The sequence below is a fragment of the Aquisalimonas sp. genome (genome assembly GCF_007120195.1).
Taxonomy (GTDB): domain Bacteria; phylum Pseudomonadota; class Gammaproteobacteria; order Nitrococcales; family Aquisalimonadaceae; genus Aquisalimonas.
The window spans coordinates 34,180-56,797 of record NZ_SKOG01000008.1 but is presented as its reverse complement, the minus strand read 5'-3'; the positions used below and the strand labels follow the sequence as shown (position 1 = coordinate 56,797).

The window sequence follows — 22,618 nt, the reverse complement described above, 5'->3', positions numbered from 1 at the left end:
GATCAGACCCGGTGCCATGGCAGGACTGCACGCCATACCCGTAGGGCGGGTTAGCGCAGCGTAACCCGCCGTCGATAACATCGCGCCGCGGGCGCGCAACTCAACCTGCGCCTGTGCGCCTCAACCTGCGCCTGTGCGCCTGCGGCGCGGTTTGTTTGACGGTGCATTACGCTCGCGCTAATGCACCCTACTCCCTTCGATCAGACCCGGGGCCATGTCAGGACTCCACCACGTACCCACCGCGGGAGTGATGGCCCGGAGCCAGCGCCAACGGCAGATCGGCAAAATTAGAACTGCTGCTAACCGAGGGTTCGAATCCCACGGGTCCATGACCTTTCCTGAGCGGGGCCTGAAGCCCCGCTCAGGAAAGGTGGCGGAGAGGGAGGGATTGCTGCGGCGCTCCGCGCCTGGCCCTGCGGGTCGTTGCCGCTGCGCGCCAACGACCGGCTCCGCTTCGCTACGCCGTCGAACCCTATTGTTTAATCGAGGGTTCGAACCCCCGGGGTCCATGACCTTTCCTGAGCGGGGCCTGAAGCCCCGCTCAGGAAAGGTGGCGGAGAGGGAGGGATTCGAACCCTCGATGGGCAGTACCCATACTCCCTTAGCAGGGGAGCGCCTTCAGCCACTCGGCCACCTCTCCGGAACTGCACCGTTGGCGGGATTTCCCGCCAACGGTCAAGCGCAGTAGGCTACGGGATTTCGCCTCCGGGGTAAACCCACTAGACTACCTCCTTACGGGTCTGTGCCCGAGGCTCAATTGGCCCCGGGAACGCTCTTGTCATCTTCGTTCTCATGCCGAATGCGTTCGTAGATCTCCTCCCGATGCACGGACACGTTCTTGGGCGCGTTCACGCCGATACGTACCTGGTTTCCTTTAACTCCAAGTACGGTGACGGTGACTTCGTCACCAATCATCAGCGTCTCGCCAACCCGTCTGGTCAGAATGAGCATTGCCTCTCTCCTAAAGTCCACTGGCCCCCGCTACGCTGGTTTTAGCACCAGACGTTTTCCACGTTGACGCAATCTAGAAATCTCGTCGCAGCCTCCTCAAACCGCAAACCAAGACTCCGTAGTTACACGTGGACCCGCGGTTCCCCTTTCGAGTTTCAACGGTTCGCATCCCGCGCAACCGCCACCATCAGTCAAGCACCAACAACGCCACGGAAACCACCAACAAGCGGTGGCTGTCACCTTCCGTGACTCCACCGGCAGCCGGTTCAGGCCACCGATGACGACGCGGACCATCAACTCAATGAACCGCTACCGCTTTTGCCCTCCACACTAATGTTCGAGTCTTCGTCGTCCAGCTCAAACGCCGTATGTAAAGCCCGTACACCGAGCTCGAGGTATTTCTCGTCGATCACCACCGAAATCTTGATCTCGGAGGTGGAGATCATCTGGATATTGATACCTTCCTGCGCCAGGGCCTTGAACATCGTGCTGGCCACACCGGCATGCGACCGCATGCCCACACCGACGAGGGAGAGCTTGACGATCTTGGTATCGCCGAAGATCTCGCGCGCGCCCAACTCGTCGTTGATTGCCTGCAGGATCTTGAGCGTTTTCTCGTAATCGTTGCGGTGGACCGTGAACGTAAAGTCCGTCAGCCCACTCTGGCTGATGTTCTGCACGATCATGTCCACTTCAATGTCAGCCTCGGACACAGGCCCTAGAATCCGGCCGGCAATGCCGGGCTGATCGGGGACGCCCAGCATGGTGAGCTTGGCCTCGTCACGATTGAACGCGATTCCGGAAATCAGGGGCTCTTCCATGTTCTCATCCTCATACGTAATCAGCGTACCGGGGCCATCATCGAAGCTGGAACGCACCCGCAAGGGCACATGGTATTTACCTGCAAACTCCACTGCCCGAATTTGCAGGATCTTCGAGCCGAGGCTCGCCATCTCCAGCATTTCCTCGAAGGTGATCCGGTCGAGGCGGCGTGCCTTGGACACGACCCGGGGGTCCGTCGTGTAGACGCCGTCCACGTCGGTGTAGATTTCGCACTCGGTCGCCCCCAAGGCGGCGGCCAGCGCAACGGCGGTGGTATCGGAGCCGCCGCGACCGAGGGTCGTAATGGCGCCGGTGGAATCCACCCCCTGGAAGCCGGCGATGACCACGATTCGGCCCTCCTTAAGATCCTGCGTCACCACCTGGGCGTTGATTTCCTGGATCCGCGCCTTGCTGTGCGCGCTGTCCGTGAGAATCTGCACCTGCGCGCCGGTGTAACACCGCGCCGCATGACCCTGCTTCTCGATGGCCATGGCGAGCAGGGCAATTGTGACCTGCTCGCCGGTTGAGAGCATCATATCGAGCTCGCGAGCGGGCGGGTTCGGGTTCATGGACTTCGCCAGTTCCACGAGCCGGTTGGTCTCGCCGCTCATGGCGGAGACGACAACAACGACATTATTGCCCGCCTCCTTGGTCTTGATGACCTTGCGCGCGACCTCCTCGATGCGCTCGATGGAGCCCACGGAGGTTCCGCCATATTTCTGCACGATCAGAGGCATCAGTCCCTATACCTGTTTGTCGCTATCAGTTCAGTCCGGCTGTTACGGCCAACGCTCAATGCAACCGCTCCCGCACCCACTCGGGCACGGATTTCATGGCATCGGGTAGCCGCTCGGGCTGCGTGCCACCGGCTTGGGCCATATCCGGCCGGCCACCACCGCGACCACCGACCTGCTCGGCGACGGCGTTGACTAAATCGCCGGCCTTGACCCGATCTGTAAGGTCACTGGTCACGCCAGCCACCAGGCGCACCTTCTCGCCCTCCACCGTCGCCAGCACGACCGCAGCGCTGACGAGCCTGTTCTTCAGCTGGTCGACTGTATCGCGGAGCGACTTCGCATCACCGCCTTCGAGCATCGAGGCCACGACCTGAATGCCATTGACGTCCACTGCGGAGCCCACCAGATCGCCGCCGGCCTGGCTGGACAATTTCTGCTTCAAACGTTCCAGTTCTTTCTCGGCCAGCCGGTTTCTCTCCAGAAGCTGTTCCAGGCGTACCTGGATATTCTCAGGGCTGGCGCGCAGCATCTCGGCGACTCGACCGACCGCGGCGGTCTGCGCTTCCACCCACTCCACGGCTCTGGCACCGGTGATGGCCTCGATGCGGCGAACCCCGGCGGCGACACCGCCTTCGTCGACGATCTTAAACAGCCCGATATCTCCCGTGCGCTGGACATGGGTGCCGCCGCAGAGCTCGGTGGTGAGCTCGCCGAAGCGAACCACGCGCACGACGTCCCCGTACTTTTCGCCGAACAGGGCCATGGCCCCCATGTCGATGGCCTGCCGATAGGGCATGACCCGGATATCCGCCGTTTCATTCATGCGGATGCGGGCGTTGACGATCTGCTCAATGCGCGTCAATTCCTCCCGATCGATGGGTTCGGGGTGGGAAAAGTCAAAGCGCAACCGATCAGGCGCTACCAGCGATCCCTTCTGATGCACATGCGTGCCCAGGCGTTCGCGCAGCACGGCATGGAGCAGGTGCGTCGCAGTATGGTTGAGCTGCGTGGCGGCGCGGCGCTCGGCATCTACAGTGGCCCGGAGCGTTTGCCCGGGCTCGATGGCGCCTTGGCAAACGACGCCCAGATGGCCAATTGCCTCGCCCTGCCGGACGGTGTCTTCCACCTCAAAGCGCACGCCGGCCGCCGTGAGCACACCCCTGTCACCGACCTGCCCCCCCGACTCGGCGTAAAACGGTGTCCGGTCAAGCACGACCATGCCCTTGTCTCCGGTCTCCAGGCGATTCACGGCCCGGCCATCTGCGAACAGGGCGGCAACGGTGCCGTCATCGTGCAGCTGATCGTAGCCCGTAAACCGTGACGTGGCGGAGACCTCGGCGCCGCCGGCATGATCCGCCCGGAACTGGCTGGCGGCACGGGCACGCTGGCGTTGAGCCTCCATGTGGGACTCAAAGCCCTCCATATCCAGGGTCAGGCCACGTTCACGCGCGATATCCGCGCTGAGATCGACCGGGAAGCCGTAGGTATCGTAGAGCCTGAATACGGTCTCACCGGGGATGACCGAGCCCGACAGGCTCGCCAAGTCGGATTCCAGCAGTTTCAGCCCCTGTTCCAGGGTCTCGTGGAACTGCTCTTCCTCGCGCTTGAGCAGCCGTTCCACCTGCGCCTGGTGTTCAACCAGTTCCGGATAGGCAGCGCCCATTTCGTCGACCAGCGGCTGCACCAGGCGGTAGAAAAAGGCCTCTTGCTGACCCAGCTTGTAGCCGTGGCGAACGGCGCGGCGAATGATGCGCCGCAGCACATACCCCCTCCCGTCGTTGGCGGGAAACACGCCATCGGTGATAAGGAATGCACAGGCGCGAACATGATCGGCAATGACCTTCAGCGAGCTGTTATCGGCATCTGCCGTTACACCAGTGGCCTGCGCTGACGCCTGAATGAGGTTGCGGAACAGATCGATGTCGAAGTTACTGTGCACGCCCTGGACGATGGCCGCGAGCCGTTCCAGCCCCATGCCGGTATCCACGCAGGGCTTCGGCAGATCGCTCAATACGCCATCGGCATCCCGGTTGTATTGCATGAACACGAGGTTCCAGACTTCGATGTACCGATCGCCGTCTTCCTCGGGGGTGCCGGGCGGGCCACCGGGCACCTCCGGCCCGTGATCGTAGAAGATCTCGGAACACGGTCCGCAGGGGCCGGTATCACCCATCGACCAGAAGTTGTCGTGCGCACCGATGCGCGAGAAGCGATCCGGCGAGATGCTGATCTCGTCGAGCCAGATGCGCGCGGCCTCATCATCGTCTTCGTAGACGGTCACCCAGAGCTTCTCGGGCGCAAGGCCGATTACCTCGGTGAGAAATACCCAGGCGTACTCGATGGCCTCGCGCTTGAAGTAATCGCCGAAGCTGAAATTGCCCAGCATCTCGAAGAAGGTGTGGTGCCGCGCGGTATAGCCGACATTCTCCAAATCGTTGTGCTTACCGCCGGCGCGAACACAACGCTGGGAGGAGCAGGCGCGCGTATAGCCGCGATACTCCCGCCCCAGGAAGACGTCCTTGAAGGGGACCATGCCAGCGTTCGTGAAGAGCAGCGTGGGATCATTCCCGGGCACAAGCGGGCTGCTCGGCACGACCTCGTGGCCGTGTTCCCGGAAATACTCCAGAAACATGCGACGCAGTTCAGCGCTCGTGATCGTCGTCAAGGGTCTCACCTGCCTATGCAAAGCCGCGGCCTCCACCAAGCGCTCTTGAATCACTCATCGGTGCGCGCATTCAGCACCGCATGGACCTGTTCCGCACTGAACCCCCGGCCTGCAAGAAACCGCGCCTGACGGGCCCAGTCGCGGCGGCTCGTGGGTCGTGTGTCACCGAATCGGCGTTGCCGAACCAAGCGGGCCTGGTCGATCCAATCGACCGCCTGCTGATCGAGATAGTGGCGAGCCAGCGACTCGCCAATGCCCCGTTGGGCCAGATCCGCGACGATCCTGACCGGCCCCTGACCTTGCTCGCAGCGCTGGCGGATAAACATTTCCGTGAAGCGTTCGTCGCTGAGGTAACCTTGCCAGACCAAACGGTCCAAAACAGACTCTACAATATCACGGCTATAGCCGCGACTGCCCAGTTTGCGTGCAAGTTCGAGGGAGGAATGTTCACGGCGTGCGAGCAGCCGCACGCCGGTTTCATAGGCTGCCTCGACTGCGTGTTCACCCGCTGCCTCGTCCATGGCTCATACCACCGTGAGGTCAGGCCTCGACCTCCGTGGCTTCAGCCTCACCTCCTCTTTGGGCGGTGCGGCCCGGCAGGAGCATGTCGCGCAGCTTGCGATCGATATCATCAGCGACCTCGGGGTGTTCCTTAAGGAAGTTGCGGACGTTTTCCTTGCCCTGACCGATACGGTCGCCGTTGTAGCTGTACCAGGCACCGGCCTTGTCGATGATGCTATGCTTCGCCCCCAGGTCGATGAGCTCTCCTTCGCGGGAGATCCCTTCTCCGTAGAGGATCTCGAATTCGGCCTGCTTGAACGGGGGCGCCATCTTGTTTTTCACCACCTTCACGCGGGTCTCGTTACCCACGACTTCGTCCCCTCGCTTGATGGCGCCAATGCGGCGGATGTCCATGCGCACGGAGGAGTAGAACTTGAGGGCGTTACCGCCGGTAGTGGTCTCAGGGCTGCCGAACATGACACCGATCTTCATGCGGATTTGATTAATAAAAATCACCAACGTGCCCGTTCGTTTAATGTTGGCGGTGAGCTTTCGCAGCGCCTGGGACATTAGCCGCGCCTGCAGGCCCACGTGGGAGTCACCCATTTCGCCCTCGATCTCGGCCTTGGGTGTCAAGGCAGCCACGGAGTCCACCACGACCACATCCACGGCGCCGGAGCGAACCAGCATGTCCGAGATCTCCAGCGCCTGCTCGCCGGTGTCCGGCTGCGAGACCAGCAGCTCGTCGACGTCAACGCCGAGCTTGCCGGCGTAATCCGGATCGAGGGCGTGCTCCGCGTCCACAAACGCAGCCGTACCGCCGGCACGTTGCGCCTCGGCAATGATTTGGAGGGTCAACGTCGTCTTGCCCGACGACTCCGGGCCATAGATTTCCGCCACCCGGCCACGGGGCATGCCGCCGATCCCCAGGGCCACGTCCAGGCTCAGCGATCCGGTCGAAATGGCCTCAACGTCCTTGACCGCCGCGGCATCGCCCATGCGCATGACCGCACCTTTCCCGAACTGCTTTTCGATTTGCCCGAGCGCAGCACCCAGCGCCTTCTTCCGATCCTCGTCCATTCTCAACCCCTGCCTTGGTTTAAGCCCATCCTGGAGACGGGTGCCCACGTGGCAAACACTCCGCCTAACGGGCGGCATTATTCCATACTCATCCGCACCCTCCCACCCCCGCGGGGCGCCCGCGCACGCCTTCAGCCTTCATGTCAACCGCTGGCAAGTGGCCAACGCGCCACGGGCTCGTAAACCGAGCCTTGCGCGCTGGCCTGGGACCGCATCAGCACATACTCGCGAAACGATACGCAAACGGGGCGTAACAGCGAGTGCTCCCCGGAGAGGGCCCGCCGCGCCACGGTCACGTGGGGGCGCCAGACCCGCGCGTCGAAGGGAATGCCATGGGCACGAAGCCCCCAGGCCAGCCGGGCGCGGAGTTCCTGAGCCGATGCGGGCACTGTCTCAGGCAGCAGCACGCGCAGGCGTGGTTTCGGCCAGAATGCCAGATCGGAGAAGCGCATGACGAAGGCCGGCGCAGACACCCCCGCGGCCACCTCGCGGGCTTGAGCCTCCTGTGCGTCGGCCAGATCACCGAGAAACGCCAGGGTCACATGGAAGTTGGCGACGGGAATCGCGCGACCCGCCTCGAGATCCGGGGGCAACGCATCGGCTAGCGACTGCCGCGCGCTGGCATCGGGCGACAAGGCAAAGAACAGGCGTGCCATTGCATTCACCCGATCTGCCGCAGGACACCCTCGAGCGCCACCGCCACGGACGCCCGTCGCACGGTATCACGATCCCCGGCAAGGCGCTCCGCCCGGGAGATGACAAAGCCCGAGCGCAAGGACCAGCCGAACCAGACCAGCCCCACCGGCTTGGCGGCAGTGCCGCCATCGGGGCCGGCGACACCGCTGACCGCCACGGCGACGCCCGCTCCGCTGCGTTCCAGTGCGCCCTCGGCCATGGCTCGAACCACTTCCTCACTGACCGCACCATGGCGCTCCAATAAGTCCGGGGGGACGCCCAGCAAGTCGATCTTGGCCGCGTTTGAATAGGTCACCACCCCGCGCTCGAACCAGGCGGAGCTCCCGGAGACATCGGTGAGGGTCTTGGCGATCCAGCCGCCGGTACACGATTCCGCCACGGTCACCACTTGACCGGCAGCACGCAGGGCTTCGCCGACGGCCCCTGCGAGCTGTTCCAGGCGCGCATCGTCGGGCGTACGAGCAAGGCTAGTGTCCATGAGCAGTCCGTTCCATGTTCGTTGCAGGGTGATCGGTCAGACTCTAGCATAGCGCTCTCCCGGCACCCGACCACGCAAGGGATCCCGATGGCAGAATCCGCGCCGAGCAACCACACCCCGATGATGCGGCAATACCTGCGGATCAAGGCGGACCACCCGGATATCCTGGTGTTCTACCGCATGGGGGACTTCTACGAGCTTTTCTATGACGACGCCAAACGCGCGGCGGCGTTGCTGGACATTACGCTGACCGCGCGCGGGCAGAGCGCCGGTGAGTCCATCCCCATGGCCGGCGTACCGGTACATGCGGTCGAGAACTACCTGGCGCGGCTGGTTCGCCGCGGTGAGTCCGTGGCCATCTGCGAGCAGATCGGCGACCCCAATACCGCAAAGGGCCCGGTGGACCGCCAGGTCACGCGCATTGTCACACCCGGAACGCTCACGGACGACGCGCTGCTTGACGAGCGCCGAAGCAATTTGCTGGTTGCCATAAGTGACAATGGCGAGCAGTACGGGCTTGCGGCTCTGGAGCTCTCCAGCGGGCGCTTCACCGTCCAGCAGATCGAGGACGCCGAAGGCCTGCTCGCCGAGATTGAGCGGCTGGGCCCCGCGGAACTGCTCCATGACGAGGACCATCCGCCGCCCGCTCCCCTGTCGGAGCGCAATGGCGTCACCCGGCGCCCACCTTGGCATTTCGAGGAAGAAACGTGCCGGCGGCTGCTCACCCGACAGTTCGGAACGCGTGACCTGAGCGGATTCGGCTGCGACCACCTAACATTGTGCGTACGCGCCGCCGGGGCGCTGTTGCAATACATCACCGAGACGCAGCGCACGGCCCTCCCCCACGTCACGGCGCTCACGCTCGAGCAGCGTGCTGAGGGCATCATTATCGATGCCGCCAGCCGCCGGAACCTGGAGATCGAAACCAATCTCGGCGGCGGCACGGAGAACACCCTCACCTGGGTGCTGGACAGCACAGTCAGCGCCATGGGCAGCCGCTTGCTGCGGCGCTGGCTGCACCGGCCACTGCGCGATCAGCGGATAATCGGTGCACGCCACGACGCGCTGGAGCAACTCATCGAGCGGCGCCGCTATGATGCGCTGCGCGACATACTCCAGGGCACCGGCGATGCCGTGCGCATCCTCGCGCGGGTCGCGCTACGCTCCGCCCGGCCGCGGGATCTGGTCAGCCTGCGGCAGGCCCTGGAGCGGTTGCCCCATCTACAAAACGTGCTCGCGGACGACGCCGACGGACACCTGGCCGCCGTCGCTGAGCAATTGGCACCGCACCCCGAGACGGTGGCGCTCCTCAAGCGTGCACTGACGGACAACCCGCCGGTGCTCACGCGGGACGGGGGCATGATCGCCGGAGGCTACGATCCCGAGTTGGATGAACTGCGCGGGCTCAGCCACAACGCCGATCAGTTCCTGCTGGATCTGGAAGCTGAAGAGCGCGAAGCCACCGGGATCAGCACGCTGAAGGTGAGTTACAACCGCGTCCACGGCTACTACATCGAGGTCACCCGCGCCAATGCCGAGCTGATTCCCGAGCGCTACACCCGTCGCCAGACCCTCAAGGGCACGGAACGCTATGTCACGCCGGAACTCAAAGTGTTCGAGGAAAAGGTGCTGAGCGCCCGGGAGAAGGCCCTGGTTCGGGAAAAGGCACTCTACGAGGACCTCCTCGAGTCCCTGAACCGCGACCTGAGCGGGCTGCAAGTGGCCGCCGCGGGCTTGGCCGAGCTGGACACCCTGGCCTGCCTCGCTGAGCGCGCCGACGCGTTGAATTACAGCCGCCCGCGTCTCCAGGAGACCACCGGGCTCACGATCGACCAGGGGCGCCACCCGGTGGTCGAGCATGTGCTGAACCACGCCTTTGTCCCCAACGATGTCCACTTCAGTGACGAGCGGCGCATGCTGATCGTCACCGGCCCCAATATGGGCGGAAAATCGACCTATATGCGCCAGGTGGCGCTGATTACGCTGCTCGCCCACGTCGGCAGTTTTGTGCCGGCAAGGAGTGCCTGCCTGGGCCCCATCGACCGCATTTTCACCCGCATCGGCGCCTCTGATGATCTGGCCAGCGGCCGATCCACGTTCATGGTGGAGATGACGGAGACGGCGAACATCCTCAACAATGCAACACCCCGGAGCCTCGTTCTGCTGGACGAGATCGGTCGTGGCACGAGCACCTTTGACGGGCTCTCGCTGGCCTGGGCGGCGGCGGCGCGGCTCGCCGACCAACTGCACGCGTTTACCCTGTTCGCCACTCACTACTTCGAGATGACCTCACTGCCGGAGCGCTACCCCACTGCCCATAATCTCCATCTGGACGCGGTGGAACACGGCGAGCGCATTGTCTTTCTGCACACGGTCAAGGACGGCCCGGCCAGTCAGAGCTACGGGCTACAGGTCGCGACACTGGCCGGCGTTCCCCGGAGCGTCATCACCGCCGCACGGGATAAGCTCGAGGAGCTGGAGCGGGAGAGCAGCCGCCGGCACGCGCCGGTGAACCAGTTGCCGCTGTTCGCCGCAACCCCGCAACCCGGCCCCGTGGAAACACGGCTGCAGACCGTCGATCCGGACGAGCTGACGCCGCGCCAGGCGCTGGACCTGCTCTATGAGCTAAAAGCGCTCGCAACGGGATAATCGCCCCCGGTGCAGGGCTCGTGAGCGCTGTATAAACACGCTAAACTACCGCCGGAAACGCCACCGCAGCGAAACATCCCGCGTTTCCCGGGGGCAGTGTCAAGCGCGGCCGGCGGCGTCCGCGGCGCGGTTACACACCCGCGGCGCGGCAACGCCCCCTATCGGAATCAGGCTGTATTCGCCGCAGACTCCGTGGTCCATGTGAGGAAACCCCTCGGCTGGGCAGCGGCCGTCGCAATCAACGCAAGGGAGCGACCCATGACCTTCGTCGTCACGGAAAACTGCATCAAGTGCAAATACACCGATTGCGTGGAGGTCTGTCCCGTGGACTGCTTCCACGAGGGGCCGAATTTCCTGGCCATAGACCCGGACGAGTGCATCGACTGCACCCTGTGCGAGCCGGAATGCCCGGCGGAAGCCATCTACGCCGAGGACGACCTGCCGGAGGAGATGAGTCACTTCCTGGAGCTCAATGCGGAGCTGGCACAGATGTGGCCGGTGATCACCGAGCAGAAGGATCCGCCGGAAGACGCTGAGGAGTGGGACGGCAAACCCAACAAGCTTGAGTTGCTGGAGCGTTGAAGGCGCGCCCATCGCTCACCCTGCAACCACGACTTCCAGGCGCGTCGGACAGAGCAAAAGCCATGAAAGGGCCCCCCGGTCGCTGCCCCGTTGGCCTGTCTAATCCATTCCAAGGCGCGCCGCCAGCTCGGCCGGCGGCACCATCCCGCGGTAAACCGTGCCATCCTCGCTCACGATGGTCGGGGTGGCATTCACGCCCAGGGAGCGGGCGAGCGCCAGCTGGTCTTGCACGGGGTTGGAGCATTCCGTGCGCGCCGGCGTCTCACCGGCCTTGGCCGCATCCATGGCCGCGTTGCGGTCCTCAGCGCACCACACGCTGACCGCCTTGTGGTAGGAGCCCGAATCCACCCCCGCACGCGGCATCTGGATGTAACGAATGGCAATACCGCGGTCCAGATACTCGGCCATGCGCGCATGCATCTGCCGGCAATAGGGGCAATCGATATCCGTGAACACCGTCACCGTGTGCCACACGCCGCCCTCAGGCTGATAGACGATCATATTCTCTTCGCCATGCGCGTCGATGCGATCGCGGCGCAACTGGCTCTGCATCCCCTCCGAGACGGACTCGCGGGTGTCCAGGTCCAGGACGTCCCCCTGAATAAGATAACGCCCGTCCTCGGAAATGTAGGCCACTTGCCCCTGCACGACGATCTGGTAGATGCCAGGCAACGGCGAGGGTTCCACATGCTCGGGGACGAGTTCCGGGTTAATCGACTCTAGCCGCTCAGTGATGCGCGCTTCGATGTCATCCGCGGCCAGGAAACCGGCGAATGGACCCAGCACCGAGGCCACCAGGGCGTTAATTATCCATTTCATAAGGCGTCTCTTCCGGCAATCCACCGCGGGCGTCGTCGCCCATCAGCCACGCGGATGATGGACGGCGTGCAGTTCCTGCAGACGCTGCCGGGCCACGTGGGTATATATCTGAGTCGTGGACAGATCACTGTGTCCGAGAAGTAACTGTACCACGCGCAGGTCCGCGCCATGGTTAAGCAGATGGGTGGCAAAGGAATGCCGCAAGGTGTGGGGAGAAAGCGGCTTGCGAATGCCCGCAACGACCGCGTACCGACGAACCCGGTACCAGAACGCCTGTCGGGTCATCCCGGCGCCCCTGGCGGTGACAAACACCGTCGCGGTGAGCCGCTGCCCAAGCAGTGCCCGGCGTCCGCTGGTGACATAGCGCTCAAGCCAGTCCAGCGCGGCGTCGCCTAACGGCACGAGTCGTTCCCGATCGCCCTTGCCGACCACCTGCACCACGCCCTGGCGGGTGTTTAGTTGCGACAGCCGCAGGCTGACCAGTTCCGAGACCCGCAGCCCCGTGGCGTAGAGAATCTCGAGCATGGCGCGATCACGCAGGCCGATGGGGTCTTGTGTGCTCGGCGCGTTCAACAGCGCTTCGACGTCCGCCTCCGTGAGGGCGTTCGGCAACCCGTGTCCGATGCGGGGCGGCTGAACATTCGCGGTGGGATCACGTTGGATCACTGCCTCCCGCAGCAGCCACCGATAGAATCGACGCAGACTTGAGAGCAGCCGCGCCGTGCTCCGCGGACGCGCGCCGCCTTGCACCCGCTCGGCCAGATAGCCGAGCACCAAGCCCGCCTGCGCGGACTCAATCGGCGTGCCAGTGCCTGCCAACCAGCGGGCAAAACCCAGCAGGTCGGTACGGTAGGCGGTGAGCGTGCTCTGACTCAGCCCGCGCTCAAGCCACAGCGCATCGAGAAACGCCTCGATGCGCGCCGCTGCTCCCGGTTCCGGCGATTCAGCTCTTGGCTGCGCTGCTTTCGCTGCCACCGCCGCGGCCACCCCTCATGACCAGGTCCTCAAAGGCACTCATCAGGTCCATAGGCATGGGGAAGACGATGGTCGAATTCTTGTCCTGCGCGATGCCCGTGAGGGTCTGTAGATACCGCAGCTGCATCGCCTGCGGGTTCTGGGAGAGGATATTGGCGGCATCCTGCAGCTTCTGGGCCGCCTGCATCTCGCCCTCGGCATGGATGATCTTCGCGCGCCGGCTACGTTCTGCCTCGGCCTGCTGGGCGATGGCGCGGATCATGCTCTCATCCACATCCACGTGCTTGATCTCCACATTGGCGACCTTCACGCCCCAGGCATCGGTGTGCTGGTCGAGGATCTCCTGAATGTCCTGATTCAGCCGATCGCGCTCCTGCAGCATCTCATCGAGATCGTGCTTACCGAGCACCGAACGCAGCGTCGTCTGCGCGAGCTGACTGGTCGCGGCGAAGAAATCCTCCACGTTGATCACGGAGCGCTGGGGGTCAACAACGCGGAAGTAGATGACCGCGTTAACGCCCACGGAGACGTTGTCTTTGGAGATCACATCCTGACTTGGGACGTCCATGACGACCGTGCGCAGGTCCACCCTCACCATCTGCTGGATCAGCGGAATGACCAGGATCAGGCCTGGTCCCTTGACGCGCCAGAAGCGACCAAGCTGGAAGATCACACCACGTTCATACTCGCGCAGGATGCGGATAGCCGATGCCACAAGGGCAACCAGTGCCGCACCGATAATGAGCAGAATGGTTTCCATGAACTTCTCCTTATTGTTGAGGAGCAATTTGACAGTCGGCCAGCCCGAGCCGCCCATCGTTGGACGGTCGAGGGGCGTTAAGGTTCAGCATAGCGTCTCTGGCGCCCGGCACGGAACCACCACATCGGATGCAACACCGCCACTGAGACTTGGCAAGCCTGGTAGAAAGGCAAGTGTCCTGTCCCGCAAATAACGTTACGATTGTCGCGGCCCTGACGGCCCCTGGCGGCGTTGCGCCTCCTCGTCGTAGTCCCCGCTACGCCTCGTCGGCGCGCCTTGCCAGGAACCCTCAGGATCCACGCCAATTTTCGCAACCTATTTACGGGACAGGACACTAGTATACTGACGCCATGCCGAACTCAGCAGCCTGGGCGAGCAGCCCCGCTTTGCTCGTGTACACGCGCTGCGGCTTTGAGCACGATGCCGCGGCGGAACTCGCTGAGCGTACCAACGAGGCGGGCGTACACGGTTTTTGCCGCGCACACCCGAACGACGGGCTGGTGGAGTTCCGCACCCACGACGACACCCCTGTCGTGCCGGTGTTTGCCGCCCTGGATTTCACGTCCCTGGTGTTCGTGCGCCAGTGGTTGGCGGGACCAGGCTGGCTGCCCCCGCTCCCGGCGCAGAACCGTCTGGCCCCGCTGCTCCAGACGCTGCCCGCCGGCGCAAGCTACGCCGACCTGTGGTTGGAATACCCCGATACCAACGCGGGCAAGACCCTGTCGCGCTTCTGCCGGAGGTTCACGGGTGCTGTCCGCCAGGCACTTCAGCAGCAAGGCGCATTCTCGGACGACGCAGGCTATCGCCTGCACCTGCTGTTCAGCGACTCGGCGACGGTCTTCCCGGGCATCGCACCGGTGGCCAACAGCTCGCCCTGGCCCCTGGGGATTCCCCGCCTGCGTATGCCGGTGCAGGCCCCCAGCCGCTCAACACTGAAGCTCGAAGAGGCGCTGTTAACCCTCCTTGGGTCGGCGGAACGGGAACGCCTTCTCCGCCCGGGGCGCACAGCTGTGGACCTGGGCGCCGCCCCGGGCGGGTGGACCTGGCAACTGGCCCGCCGGGGGCTGCGCGTCACCGCCGTGGACAACGGTCCCATGGACGCCGCGCTGATGGATTTGGGGCTGGTTGATCACCAGCGCGTGGACGGCTTCCGTTTCAGGCCGCGTCGCCCCGTGGACTGGATGGTGTGCGACATGGTGGAGCGCCCCAGCCGCATTGTGCCGCTGATGAGCCGCTGGCTGGTCCGCGGAGACTGCCACCAGGCCGTATTCAACCTGAAACTGCCCATGAAGCGGCGCTACGCCACCGTGCGCGACGGCTTGCAGCAACTCCACGATGAACTCCATCGCGCCGGGCGGGTCATGAGCATCCGCTGCAAGCAGCTGTATCACGACCGCGAAGAAGTCACCGTGTGCGTGATACCCACGCGTCGTTCCCCGCGTCCGGTCCGCTCGCGGTGAATCGCCACCGAGGCATCCGACAAACCCCATGAGAGACGCGCCGCCCGTTGTGGCCGGGGCACGACACAGCCGCCAACGCCCCGCCCGGCGCCGTGATCCGAATTACCCGGGCAGACATCCCGTTCGCGGCGCTGACACCCTCGCGAGCCATGATGCCAAGAGGAATGCTGTAGAGCGTCTATTATTAGGAAGAGCACTGGGACACGGATACCAGTGCCGGCAAGCTACAGGCGAACGACACACTCCTGCTCGACGCCGCCACCTGCCCTTACGATCTGTCATCCGTGCCGGCTAGCATGCCCGGGCGCACCTGCGTTTATGGAGAGACGATGACCATGAAACGGTTCCACCTTGCCCTCGCCGTTGCCGATGTTGAGTCAAGTATCCAGGACTATACGGAGCGCCTCGGCGCCGAACCGGAGATTGTCATCCCGGGCCGGTATGCCCTTTGGCGGACCGACAAACTCAATTTCTCCGTTCGGCACATGCCTGGCGCCGCCGGGCGTGTTCGGCACATCGGCTGGGAAGATTCGGCAGCGCCAACCCTGTGCATCGATCACGATGTCAACGGACTGATCTGGGAATACTTCTCCGCCGCCGACCAGCGCCGCGAAATCACGGCCAACTGGCCCCAGGTGGAGGCCAAGAGACAGTGACGCAAACTCGTGACCCGGCAGGCACCGCCACGCCACTTCAGGCGTCATCCAGTGTGGCGGAGTCTTTCGCCCAGGCCTTGGGCATCAGGCTTGCGATACGCGGCTCACCGGTCGCGCGATCGAAGATAAGCTGCCCGAGCCCCAGCGTGTAACCGAGATAACGCAGCACCACATAGCCGGGCCCGGTGCAAGCCTCAAGCTGCTCCGGGTCCGGTCGCTCAATGGGCTGACGGTCGAGATACGCCTGGGCTTGCTGCGTGCGAAGCGCGACGACATTGCGGCTCGCCGCATCGCCGTAAAGCATGGCGGCCGCCGTGGTCGGCTTGATCGGAATACTGCGCCGCCGGATCGCCGGCAACCCAAGCATTTCCGGCGCCGGGGCCTCGGGGTACTGATGACCCTCCGGCACCAGGTGCACGTGCTTGTTGCCCCGTTTTACCGGCAGCACGCCGGCAAACGCCGACTCGGGGATGCCGAAGCGCTGCGTGAGTGGGGCGAGCCACTCCCGTGGCTGCGGAGGCGGCGTGAACCAGCGCGGTTCCGGCACGGCCTGCGCGTGCGCACTGCGCTCCAGCACGGCGACGAAAAAACCGCCCGTGTCATTGTGATGCGGCCACAGGCGCAATGCCCCCGCCAGCGACGCATCGTAACGGCACCCCTCCCACTGGGTGACCCCGGGCGACCCGAGCAGGCCCGGCACCGCCGCGGGCACAACGCGCACCTCCCCGGGAAAGCGCCGCAACAGGGCGTCGACGACGGCCTCGTTTTCTTCCGGCGCCAGGGTACACGTGGAGTACACCAGCCGCCCGCCGGGGCGGGTGAGCCGCAAGGCGCGCTCCAGCAGCCGGAGCTGCACGCCGGCCCGGCGGAAGCGGAAGCTCGCGGTGCTCACGCTCGGGTGGGTCACCTTCCGGAACGTGCCCTCGCAACTGCAGGGTGCGTCCACCAGCACGCGATCGAAGACGCCGGCACGGGACCCGACCGCCTGGCCGTCCTGGACGGTGATGGCCACGTTCAGCAGTCCCAGGCGTTTTACAGTCTGACGCAGCGCCGCCAGGCGGCCCCTGCGCAGGTCATTGGCCATGACCGTGCCACGGTTGTTCATGGCCAGCGCGATCTGGGCGGTTTTATTCCCCGGGGCCGAACACAGGTCGAGCACACGCTCCCCGGGCTGCGGGTCCAAAAGCGTCACCGGTAGCATGGAGGCCTCTTCCTGGACCTGGAACAACCCGGCCAGAAAGCCCCAATGGCGGCCGGGACGCGCCTGCGGGGAAAGCCGAACGCCCAGGGGGGACCAGGCCAACGGCTCGGCCGTAAGCCCGTCGGCACGCAGGCGTGTCAGCAGCGCATCCCGGGATATCCGGTGGTGGTTGGCCCACAGGGTCGCCGGCAACGGGCGCAGAAGGGCAGCGATCAACGCCTGCGGATCGTCCACGAGGCCTTGGTAGCGGGCGCACAGTGCCCTGGCGAGGGTCTCGCGATCGGGTTGCAATGGACGATCAACATCACTCACACGTCCGCTCCCCACGGGTGATGCAAAAGAAGGCGCCACGTGGCCCGATTGCCAGGGGGGAAGGGCCGGCGCATCAACCGTGGGTGCCCACGCCCGCCTCTTCCTGCTCTTCATCTTCGACGGCTTCCGGGGCGTCCGATTCCCGCCCCAAAAAGACATCCCGATAGCCCACGTAGAGCAGCGCGCCGAAGAATGGCAGCAGGAGGATAAAAGCCCAGCCAACGGTCACGGCGAGCAGGCCCACGGCGAGCATAAGGACTCCCGTGATACCCATCATGGGCACGGGGTTGAGCGCGTAGGCGCGGGCACTGGAGGCCATGGCCGGAGGCAGGGGTGGATTATGGAGCGCCATCATGGGCACTAGAAACCACTGCCCGAACGCGAGGAGCATGAGCAACATCCCCACCAGCCCGGTGCCGAAGAGCCCGCCGGGAACGAGAATCGGGCCAAGCAGGGTATGGCGCAGCGGCGGATCAGCCGGCATGCCGTCGGCGCGGACCGGGCTCCACAACCCGGTCTGCTCAACAACGGTCCGGAACCCATCGAGCAGCGGCTCGATCACCGCCGTGAGCCCGCCATGGAGTGCCATGGCCGCCGCGGCACAGCCGATGGCAAGGAGCAGCTCGCCCTCCCCTGGCACGAGCTGGGCAAACCGGGCGCGACGCCCGTGGTCCGCGAACCACGCCAGGCGGATGAACACCATCAGGCCCAGGGGCAGGCACAACAGCATGGCGAAGCGCCGCGCGGGTATCCATTCAACGAGATGCACCGCATAGAGTACGACGAGCACCAGCGCCAGCACCGCCCCGGTGTAGGAAGGCCGGTGCAGCAACAGTCGTGCGGCCTCCCGAACCCACTCACTCCAGGCTTCGGGCTCGACTTCGCGGGGTCCCAGGGCGGACATGGAGAAGGTGGACTCCGGGGGGCGTGGGTGAGTGGGCATTGAAACGCATACGGCCGGGGCGGTCAAAGCCGGCGCCTGGTGCGCCTGTCAGTCATTGGGTTTCGGCTCGAGCACCTCGTCAAGCCAGGCGACCAGAGCCCGGCGTACATCCGCTCGCGTTGGCGCCTGCCCATGGCCCACGCCCCGGTAGCGCCAGATCTCCACCGGCGGGCGTGCCGCCTGGTAGAGCTCGCGGGAGTGATGCGGCGGCACCACGAAATCGTCGTCCCCGGCAATCAACAACACGGGGATCGGGCTCACATCGGCGATATGATCCACCGGCGCGAATCGATCACTGATGGTGAGGCTCAGGGGCCACTGGAATGGCCAGGTCAGCCAGAATTCACCAAATTTCTCGCGGGCGATGCCGCGATAGCTGCTGAAGGCGCTGTCAGCGATCAGCGCCGCCACACCGTAGTCCTCCCCATGGTCGGCCACGGTGGTAATGGCAACGGAGCCGCCCAGGCTCTGTCCCAGGACCGCGACTCGCTCCGAATCCACGTCGTCACGCTCCACGACCACGGCAAGCGCCGCCTCGGCATCGCGGTGGACGCCGACGAAATCCGGGCTCCCGCTGGACAGCCCGAAGCCACGGTAGTCCGGCATAAAGACGTTGAACCCCCGCTCCGGCAACCAGTAGACGGCACCGATGTGCGTGCTCACGTTCTGGGCATTGCCATGCAGGAAGACCACCGTGCCGCGAGGCTCCTGCGCCGGTAAAAACCAGCCGTGCAGGGTGACGCCATCATCGGCCTCGAACCAGACATCCTCGTAGACGATGCCCGCCTCTTTCGGATCCCAGCGGTGCCCCTGCTCCGGCAGGAAGAACAGATGGCTGCAGCCGGTTATGGTCACCGCCAGCAGCACCACCGCCAACAGGCGTAGCCTGTGTCCCTGTCGGGGAGATCTAAAAATAGCCATACAGCACAGCCTGAGCGGCGGTCTCATGCACATCGAAGTCCTGCTCACGCGACAGCCCGAGGCGCACAGAGAGCTGCCTCGTCACGTTCAGCGCCTGCTCTGCGCTGATTCGCCACGCCGGCCGGCTGGCATCGGTTGACCAGCCGCCGTCCGCGCGCAGCCGCGTGCGCAAGGTCTGTCCGGTCCAGAGCAAGTCCAGCCGCGCTCCACCCTTGGCACGAACGCTGTCATCAAGGCGCTCGGATGCCCAGGCGCTCCCCTGCAGGCCAACGTATCCCCACAGGGGCGAGCCACCCAGCTCGCGGGTCACGCCTCCACCACCATCGACACCGCCCATGAGGGATCGTCCGCCTTCCGGGCGCAGCCGCTGCTCGACACCGCCGCGGATGTTCCATGACCAGGGTCGAAACAGGCGGTCTTGGGGACTCAGCGACTCGATGTCCACAACCATCAGGCGCTCCAGCTCCACCCGATTACGCCCATCGTCGTAACGCAATTCCAAATCGCCATAATCGATGTGGGCCCCGGGGATATAGCCATGCGGCGGGTCCAGGGCGTCATGGTAGGCAGGTCGCCAGTGGAGGCTCCCAAAAGCGGCGCCGCCTCGCTCCCCGCCTCCCAGGCCGAGGCGCAACGTGCCATGCCCCTCGTCGGGTCTTGTCCGCGGTGTCGGTGGCGATTCGGCCGGGTCAACCCCAGCGAGGCCGCTGCGGGCGACGAGCAGCTCGCGCATGCGCTCACGCGGATCGGACTGCGCGCCACCGGAGCGCCGCAGGAAGTGCAGATAGTCATAAGCTGTCTCCAGGACGAGTGCCTGCTCGTGGCGGTCCAGCGCATCGGCCGCCTCTACCGGCCGATCGCCGTTGGCGAGCGCCACGGTCCAATCCAGAAGCTCCGGGGAGAGCATGCCGAGCTGGTGGTCCAGGCGGGCCCGCTCGGCCGGGCGATAGTTCACCTCTTTGAGCATCTCCGCCTCGCGCAGCACCTCGCGCACGGTATCGGTGGGGATAGCCCACCAGTCAAAGCGGTCCGCGAGCCCCATCCCGGGCCGCGCCACGTCCAACAACCCTAGAAGCCGATAGGAACAGTTCTGGAGAAAGAAGTAATAAGGGAAGGGCGTGCCCCGGAGTTCCCAGGCATGCTGCATCAGCCGTTCGACTTCGTCGGGCTCGAGGTTCAGGCGGTATTCCCACAGATCGCGGCTTTCCAGACTGTTGTATTCCTGGACCTTGTCGTAATAAGGCATCAGGGAGAACAGCCCCGGATAGCCACCGGTCAGCCCCCTGACTGCGAAGACCAGACCGCTTGTCTCTTCAGTGGCAGCTGCATGGTTGATGGCATACGAGAGCAACCGAGTGTCGGCATCCTGCCGCGGCGGGTCGATCCGCAGCAGGGTATGCCCAAACATTGACGCCGGGTTGCCCAGATAGGCAGCCGCAAAGACGAGGGTCAGCTCATGGGGATTGATGCTCTCGTACCACTCCTCGAAGCGGGTACATTCGACTTCCGGCAACTGCGCGGCGTCAATGGCCAACCGCTCCTTGAGCCACGCTCGGCGGGCGACGAATCGGCATTGCGGGTGCTGTTCGCCCTCGGCAACACCGGCCGGGTCGCGGAAAAATGCGGCAAGGGTGGCATCGAGCTCCGCTTCGGGATCATGCCAGCCGTTGTCGGCATTGAAAAAATCCGGATCGCGCGTTTCACTGCGGCGACCTGGTACAAAGCGGCGGTCGCGGTAATGAAGCAAATCCTGCCACTCCCGCTCAGCCGCCAGGTCGAGGGCATGCGCCCGCTCCAGCAGGTGGTCAAGCTCACGGGATGGTGGATACTCCGCATGCACCGTCCCGAACACCCCAAGAGTCGCAATGGATGCGAGCAGCGCAAGGCAACGCTTTGGAACCATGGGCATTCTACCGAATCAGCGCGAGCGGGCGGTCCGCAGACCAGTGGGTTGGAAACGGGCGGTTATCGAGCCAACGGCCGGCGTGTCACGCGAATCGGCTGCCCCGCAGCGGAGCAGCCGATTGTGTCGCTAAGACGACGCGTCAGGCTGCGTAGGCAGCCAGGCGCCTGTCGTTTTCCAGGGTTTGGTTGATGCCGGCGATGACGTCCTCGGCGGTCACGTCACTGGCGGAGAAAATCGAGGCGTAGTTGTCCTGCAAGGCCGCGAAGAACCGGGAGCGGTCCTCGGCCTCGATACCCAGGATGTCCGCCAGTGCGTGCAGGGATTCGCCAGAGCCAACAGACATGTCGCGCGCAATGGCGTCCATGTTAGAGCCCGTGTACATGCTCAATTGGGCGCTGTGCCGAACGACACCGTCCTGCTCACAGCCGAGCGTGCCCGACGTGATACCGAAGGTCTGGTTGCCGACGATGCCATTGGTCGTCACCGCCAAGGTCTGTGGCGCGATGCCCTGCTGTCCGTCCCAAACCATGGTTCCGAGGCCGCAGCCAGTACTGTCGGCGTGTGCCGAAGTCGCATACACCGTGCCCACAAGCGCCGCCAGAAGTAGTTTCCGTCTCATGAATCGAGTTCCTCAAGTTGCCGATGATTGATTTGCTCCACGCCCGAGTTCCCGGGCCAGACCGGCGGGCACATCCCCGTGCCCCCAGTAACTAATTAGCACAGCCCAAGCCGGGTCACCATGATTCTCTATCGTTCCAGAATCGGCCACCCCCTTAGCAGACCGGCGCAAGGCGAGGTCGCACGAAGTGCGCCACTACAGTGACCCCATCCGCTGCGCCTGGAAGATCTCGATCCAGTACCCGTCCGGATCCTTGATGAAGGCGATGCCTTTCAGCTTGCCGTCATTGGGTCGCTTGACGAACTCGACACCAAGCTCATCAAAGCGCTGGCAAGCGGCCTCGACCTCCGGGACGGCAAAACCGATATGACCAAACCCCTGCGGCGCATCATTGCCGTTGTGGTAGCTGAATTGCGGATCGTTCTCCGTCCCCCAGTTATGGGTAAGCTCGAGTACCGCCTCACGCCCGAAGGTCCACCGGGTGCGTTCGGCCTCGTCACTGGGAACGCGCTCGGCCAGTTCGTCGGGCACGAGCGCCAGGAAATACAGGGTGAACTCCATGCCCGGGAATTCCAGCGTGCGCACCAGGCGCATCCCCAGGACGCGGGTGTAGAAATCCAGGCTACGCTTCGGCTCCTTGATGCGCAGCATCGTCTGGTTAAACACGAATTCCTGGGTTTGCGGGTCAGGTTGTTCGCACAGACCCTCGGCGCGTTCGAAATGCCGGGACATGGTCCGCCTCCTCTGATTGGACTTGCGGTGGGACACTATACCGGCTGCGCCCAACCGCGCGAAAGCGCGTCAAACCTCGCGTCACGCGAGCACTCGCGATATGGTTGAACAGGCGTTGAGCCCCCCTGCGGACGGGCCGATAGACCGCAAAAG

At 64.4% G+C, this 22,618-nt stretch carries 20 protein-coding genes and 1 tRNA gene; 4 read left to right on the top strand and 17 right to left on the bottom strand.

Annotation, left to right across the window (positions count from 1 at the left end; genetic code table 11):
* Positions 1-551: 551 nt before the first annotated feature.
* The 8 genes from QZT63_RS00970 to pncC all read right to left on the bottom strand — a co-directional run bounded on the left by QZT63_RS00970 (position 552) and on the right by pncC (position 7,930).
* Positions 552-640: transfer RNA gene (locus tag QZT63_RS00970), tRNA-Ser, on the bottom strand.
* Positions 641-753: 113 nt separating this feature from the next.
* Complete coding sequence (gene csrA, locus QZT63_RS00965) at positions 754-951, bottom strand: carbon storage regulator CsrA (protein ID WP_290647807.1); 198 nt, start codon at positions 949-951, stop codon at positions 754-756.
* 293 nt (positions 952-1,244) lie between these two features.
* Positions 1,245-2,510 carry an aspartate kinase gene (locus QZT63_RS00960; RefSeq protein WP_290647806.1) on the bottom strand — a complete coding sequence of 422 codons (1,266 nt, stop codon included), beginning with the start codon at positions 2,508-2,510 and terminating at the stop codon, positions 1,245-1,247.
* A gap of 55 nt (positions 2,511-2,565) precedes the next feature.
* Positions 2,566-5,142 carry an alanine--tRNA ligase gene (alaS, locus tag QZT63_RS00955; protein ID WP_290647810.1) on the bottom strand — a complete coding sequence of 859 codons (2,577 nt, stop codon included), beginning with the start codon at positions 5,140-5,142 and terminating at the stop codon, positions 2,566-2,568.
* An 83-nt stretch (positions 5,143-5,225) separates the two neighbouring features.
* Positions 5,226-5,696 (bottom strand): regulatory protein RecX, encoded by a 471-nt coding sequence (locus tag QZT63_RS00950; RefSeq protein ID WP_290647805.1) that lies wholly within the window; start codon positions 5,694-5,696, stop codon positions 5,226-5,228.
* Between the two features lie 19 nt (positions 5,697-5,715).
* Positions 5,716-6,756 (bottom strand): recombinase RecA, encoded by a 1,041-nt coding sequence (gene recA / locus QZT63_RS00945; protein ID WP_290647804.1) that lies wholly within the window; start codon positions 6,754-6,756, stop codon positions 5,716-5,718.
* 143 nt (positions 6,757-6,899) lie between these two features.
* Positions 6,900-7,412 (bottom strand): RNA 2',3'-cyclic phosphodiesterase, encoded by a 513-nt coding sequence (thpR, locus tag QZT63_RS00940; protein WP_290647803.1) that lies wholly within the window; start codon positions 7,410-7,412, stop codon positions 6,900-6,902.
* A 5-nt stretch (positions 7,413-7,417) separates the two neighbouring features.
* The gene (pncC, locus tag QZT63_RS00935) at positions 7,418-7,930 is read right to left on the bottom strand and encodes a nicotinamide-nucleotide amidase (RefSeq protein ID WP_290647802.1); all 513 of its coding nucleotides are present in this window, start codon (positions 7,928-7,930) and stop codon (positions 7,418-7,420) included.
* A gap of 87 nt (positions 7,931-8,017) precedes the next feature.
* Here pncC and mutS point away from each other — a divergent pair, with 87 nt between their 5' ends.
* Both mutS and fdxA read left to right on the top strand, forming a co-directional pair.
* Positions 8,018-10,579: a DNA mismatch repair protein MutS gene (gene mutS / locus QZT63_RS00930; RefSeq protein ID WP_290647801.1), complete on the top strand. Its 2,562-nt coding sequence runs from the start codon at positions 8,018-8,020 to the stop codon at positions 10,577-10,579.
* A gap of 258 nt (positions 10,580-10,837) precedes the next feature.
* On the top strand, positions 10,838-11,161 hold the full coding sequence (gene fdxA / locus QZT63_RS00925) for a ferredoxin FdxA (RefSeq protein ID WP_290647800.1): 324 nt from the start codon (positions 10,838-10,840) through the stop codon (positions 11,159-11,161).
* 99 nt (positions 11,162-11,260) lie between these two features.
* Here fdxA and QZT63_RS00920 read toward each other — a convergent pair whose 3' ends face one another.
* From QZT63_RS00920 to QZT63_RS00910, 3 genes are read right to left on the bottom strand one after another with little or no spacing between them, the layout of a single operon-like run.
* Positions 11,261-11,980: a DsbC family protein gene (locus QZT63_RS00920; protein WP_290647799.1), complete on the bottom strand. Its 720-nt coding sequence runs from the start codon at positions 11,978-11,980 to the stop codon at positions 11,261-11,263.
* Positions 11,981-12,022: 42 nt separating this feature from the next.
* Positions 12,023-12,955 (bottom strand): site-specific tyrosine recombinase XerD, encoded by a 933-nt coding sequence (gene xerD / locus QZT63_RS00915; protein ID WP_290647798.1) that lies wholly within the window; start codon positions 12,953-12,955, stop codon positions 12,023-12,025.
* Complete coding sequence (locus QZT63_RS00910; protein WP_290647797.1) at positions 12,924-13,715, bottom strand: slipin family protein; 792 nt, start codon at positions 13,713-13,715, stop codon at positions 12,924-12,926. The genes xerD and QZT63_RS00910 overlap by 32 nt, the downstream gene beginning before the upstream one ends.
* 350 nt (positions 13,716-14,065) lie before the next feature.
* On the opposite strand from QZT63_RS00910, the gene rlmM reads away from it, so the two are divergent.
* Entirely contained in the window at positions 14,066-15,175 is a 1,110-nt protein-coding gene (rlmM, locus tag QZT63_RS00905) for a 23S rRNA (cytidine(2498)-2'-O)-methyltransferase RlmM (protein WP_290647796.1), read from the top strand.
* A 329-nt stretch (positions 15,176-15,504) separates the two neighbouring features.
* Complete coding sequence (locus QZT63_RS00900; protein WP_290647795.1) at positions 15,505-15,831, top strand: hypothetical protein; 327 nt, start codon at positions 15,505-15,507, stop codon at positions 15,829-15,831.
* Between the two features lie 37 nt (positions 15,832-15,868).
* Here QZT63_RS00900 and QZT63_RS00895 read toward each other — a convergent pair whose 3' ends face one another.
* The 6 genes from QZT63_RS00895 to gloA form a co-directional block, all read right to left on the bottom strand.
* Positions 15,869-17,344 (bottom strand): RsmB/NOP family class I SAM-dependent RNA methyltransferase, encoded by a 1,476-nt coding sequence (locus QZT63_RS00895; RefSeq protein WP_290647794.1) that lies wholly within the window; start codon positions 17,342-17,344, stop codon positions 15,869-15,871.
* 73 nt (positions 17,345-17,417) lie between these two features.
* Positions 17,418-18,248, bottom strand: a complete 831-nt coding sequence (locus QZT63_RS00890) for a hypothetical protein (protein ID WP_290647793.1) — start codon at positions 18,246-18,248, stop codon at positions 17,418-17,420.
* 87 nt (positions 18,249-18,335) lie between these two features.
* A complete protein-coding gene (locus QZT63_RS00885) occupies positions 18,336-19,208 on the bottom strand; it encodes an alpha/beta fold hydrolase (RefSeq protein ID WP_290647792.1) in 873 nt (290 codons plus the stop codon).
* On the bottom strand, positions 19,195-21,111 hold the full coding sequence (locus tag QZT63_RS00880; RefSeq protein ID WP_290647791.1) for a DUF4105 domain-containing protein: 1,917 nt from the start codon (positions 21,109-21,111) through the stop codon (positions 19,195-19,197). Before QZT63_RS00880 ends, QZT63_RS00885 begins: the two co-directional genes overlap by 14 nt.
* Before the next feature lie 142 nt (positions 21,112-21,253).
* Entirely contained in the window at positions 21,254-21,733 is a 480-nt protein-coding gene (locus QZT63_RS00875) for a DUF3015 family protein (RefSeq protein ID WP_290647790.1), read from the bottom strand.
* 195 nt (positions 21,734-21,928) lie between these two features.
* Positions 21,929-22,384 (bottom strand): lactoylglutathione lyase, encoded by a 456-nt coding sequence (gene gloA / locus QZT63_RS00870; protein ID WP_290647809.1) that lies wholly within the window; start codon positions 22,382-22,384, stop codon positions 21,929-21,931.
* Between the last annotated feature and the right edge of the window lie 234 nt (positions 22,385-22,618).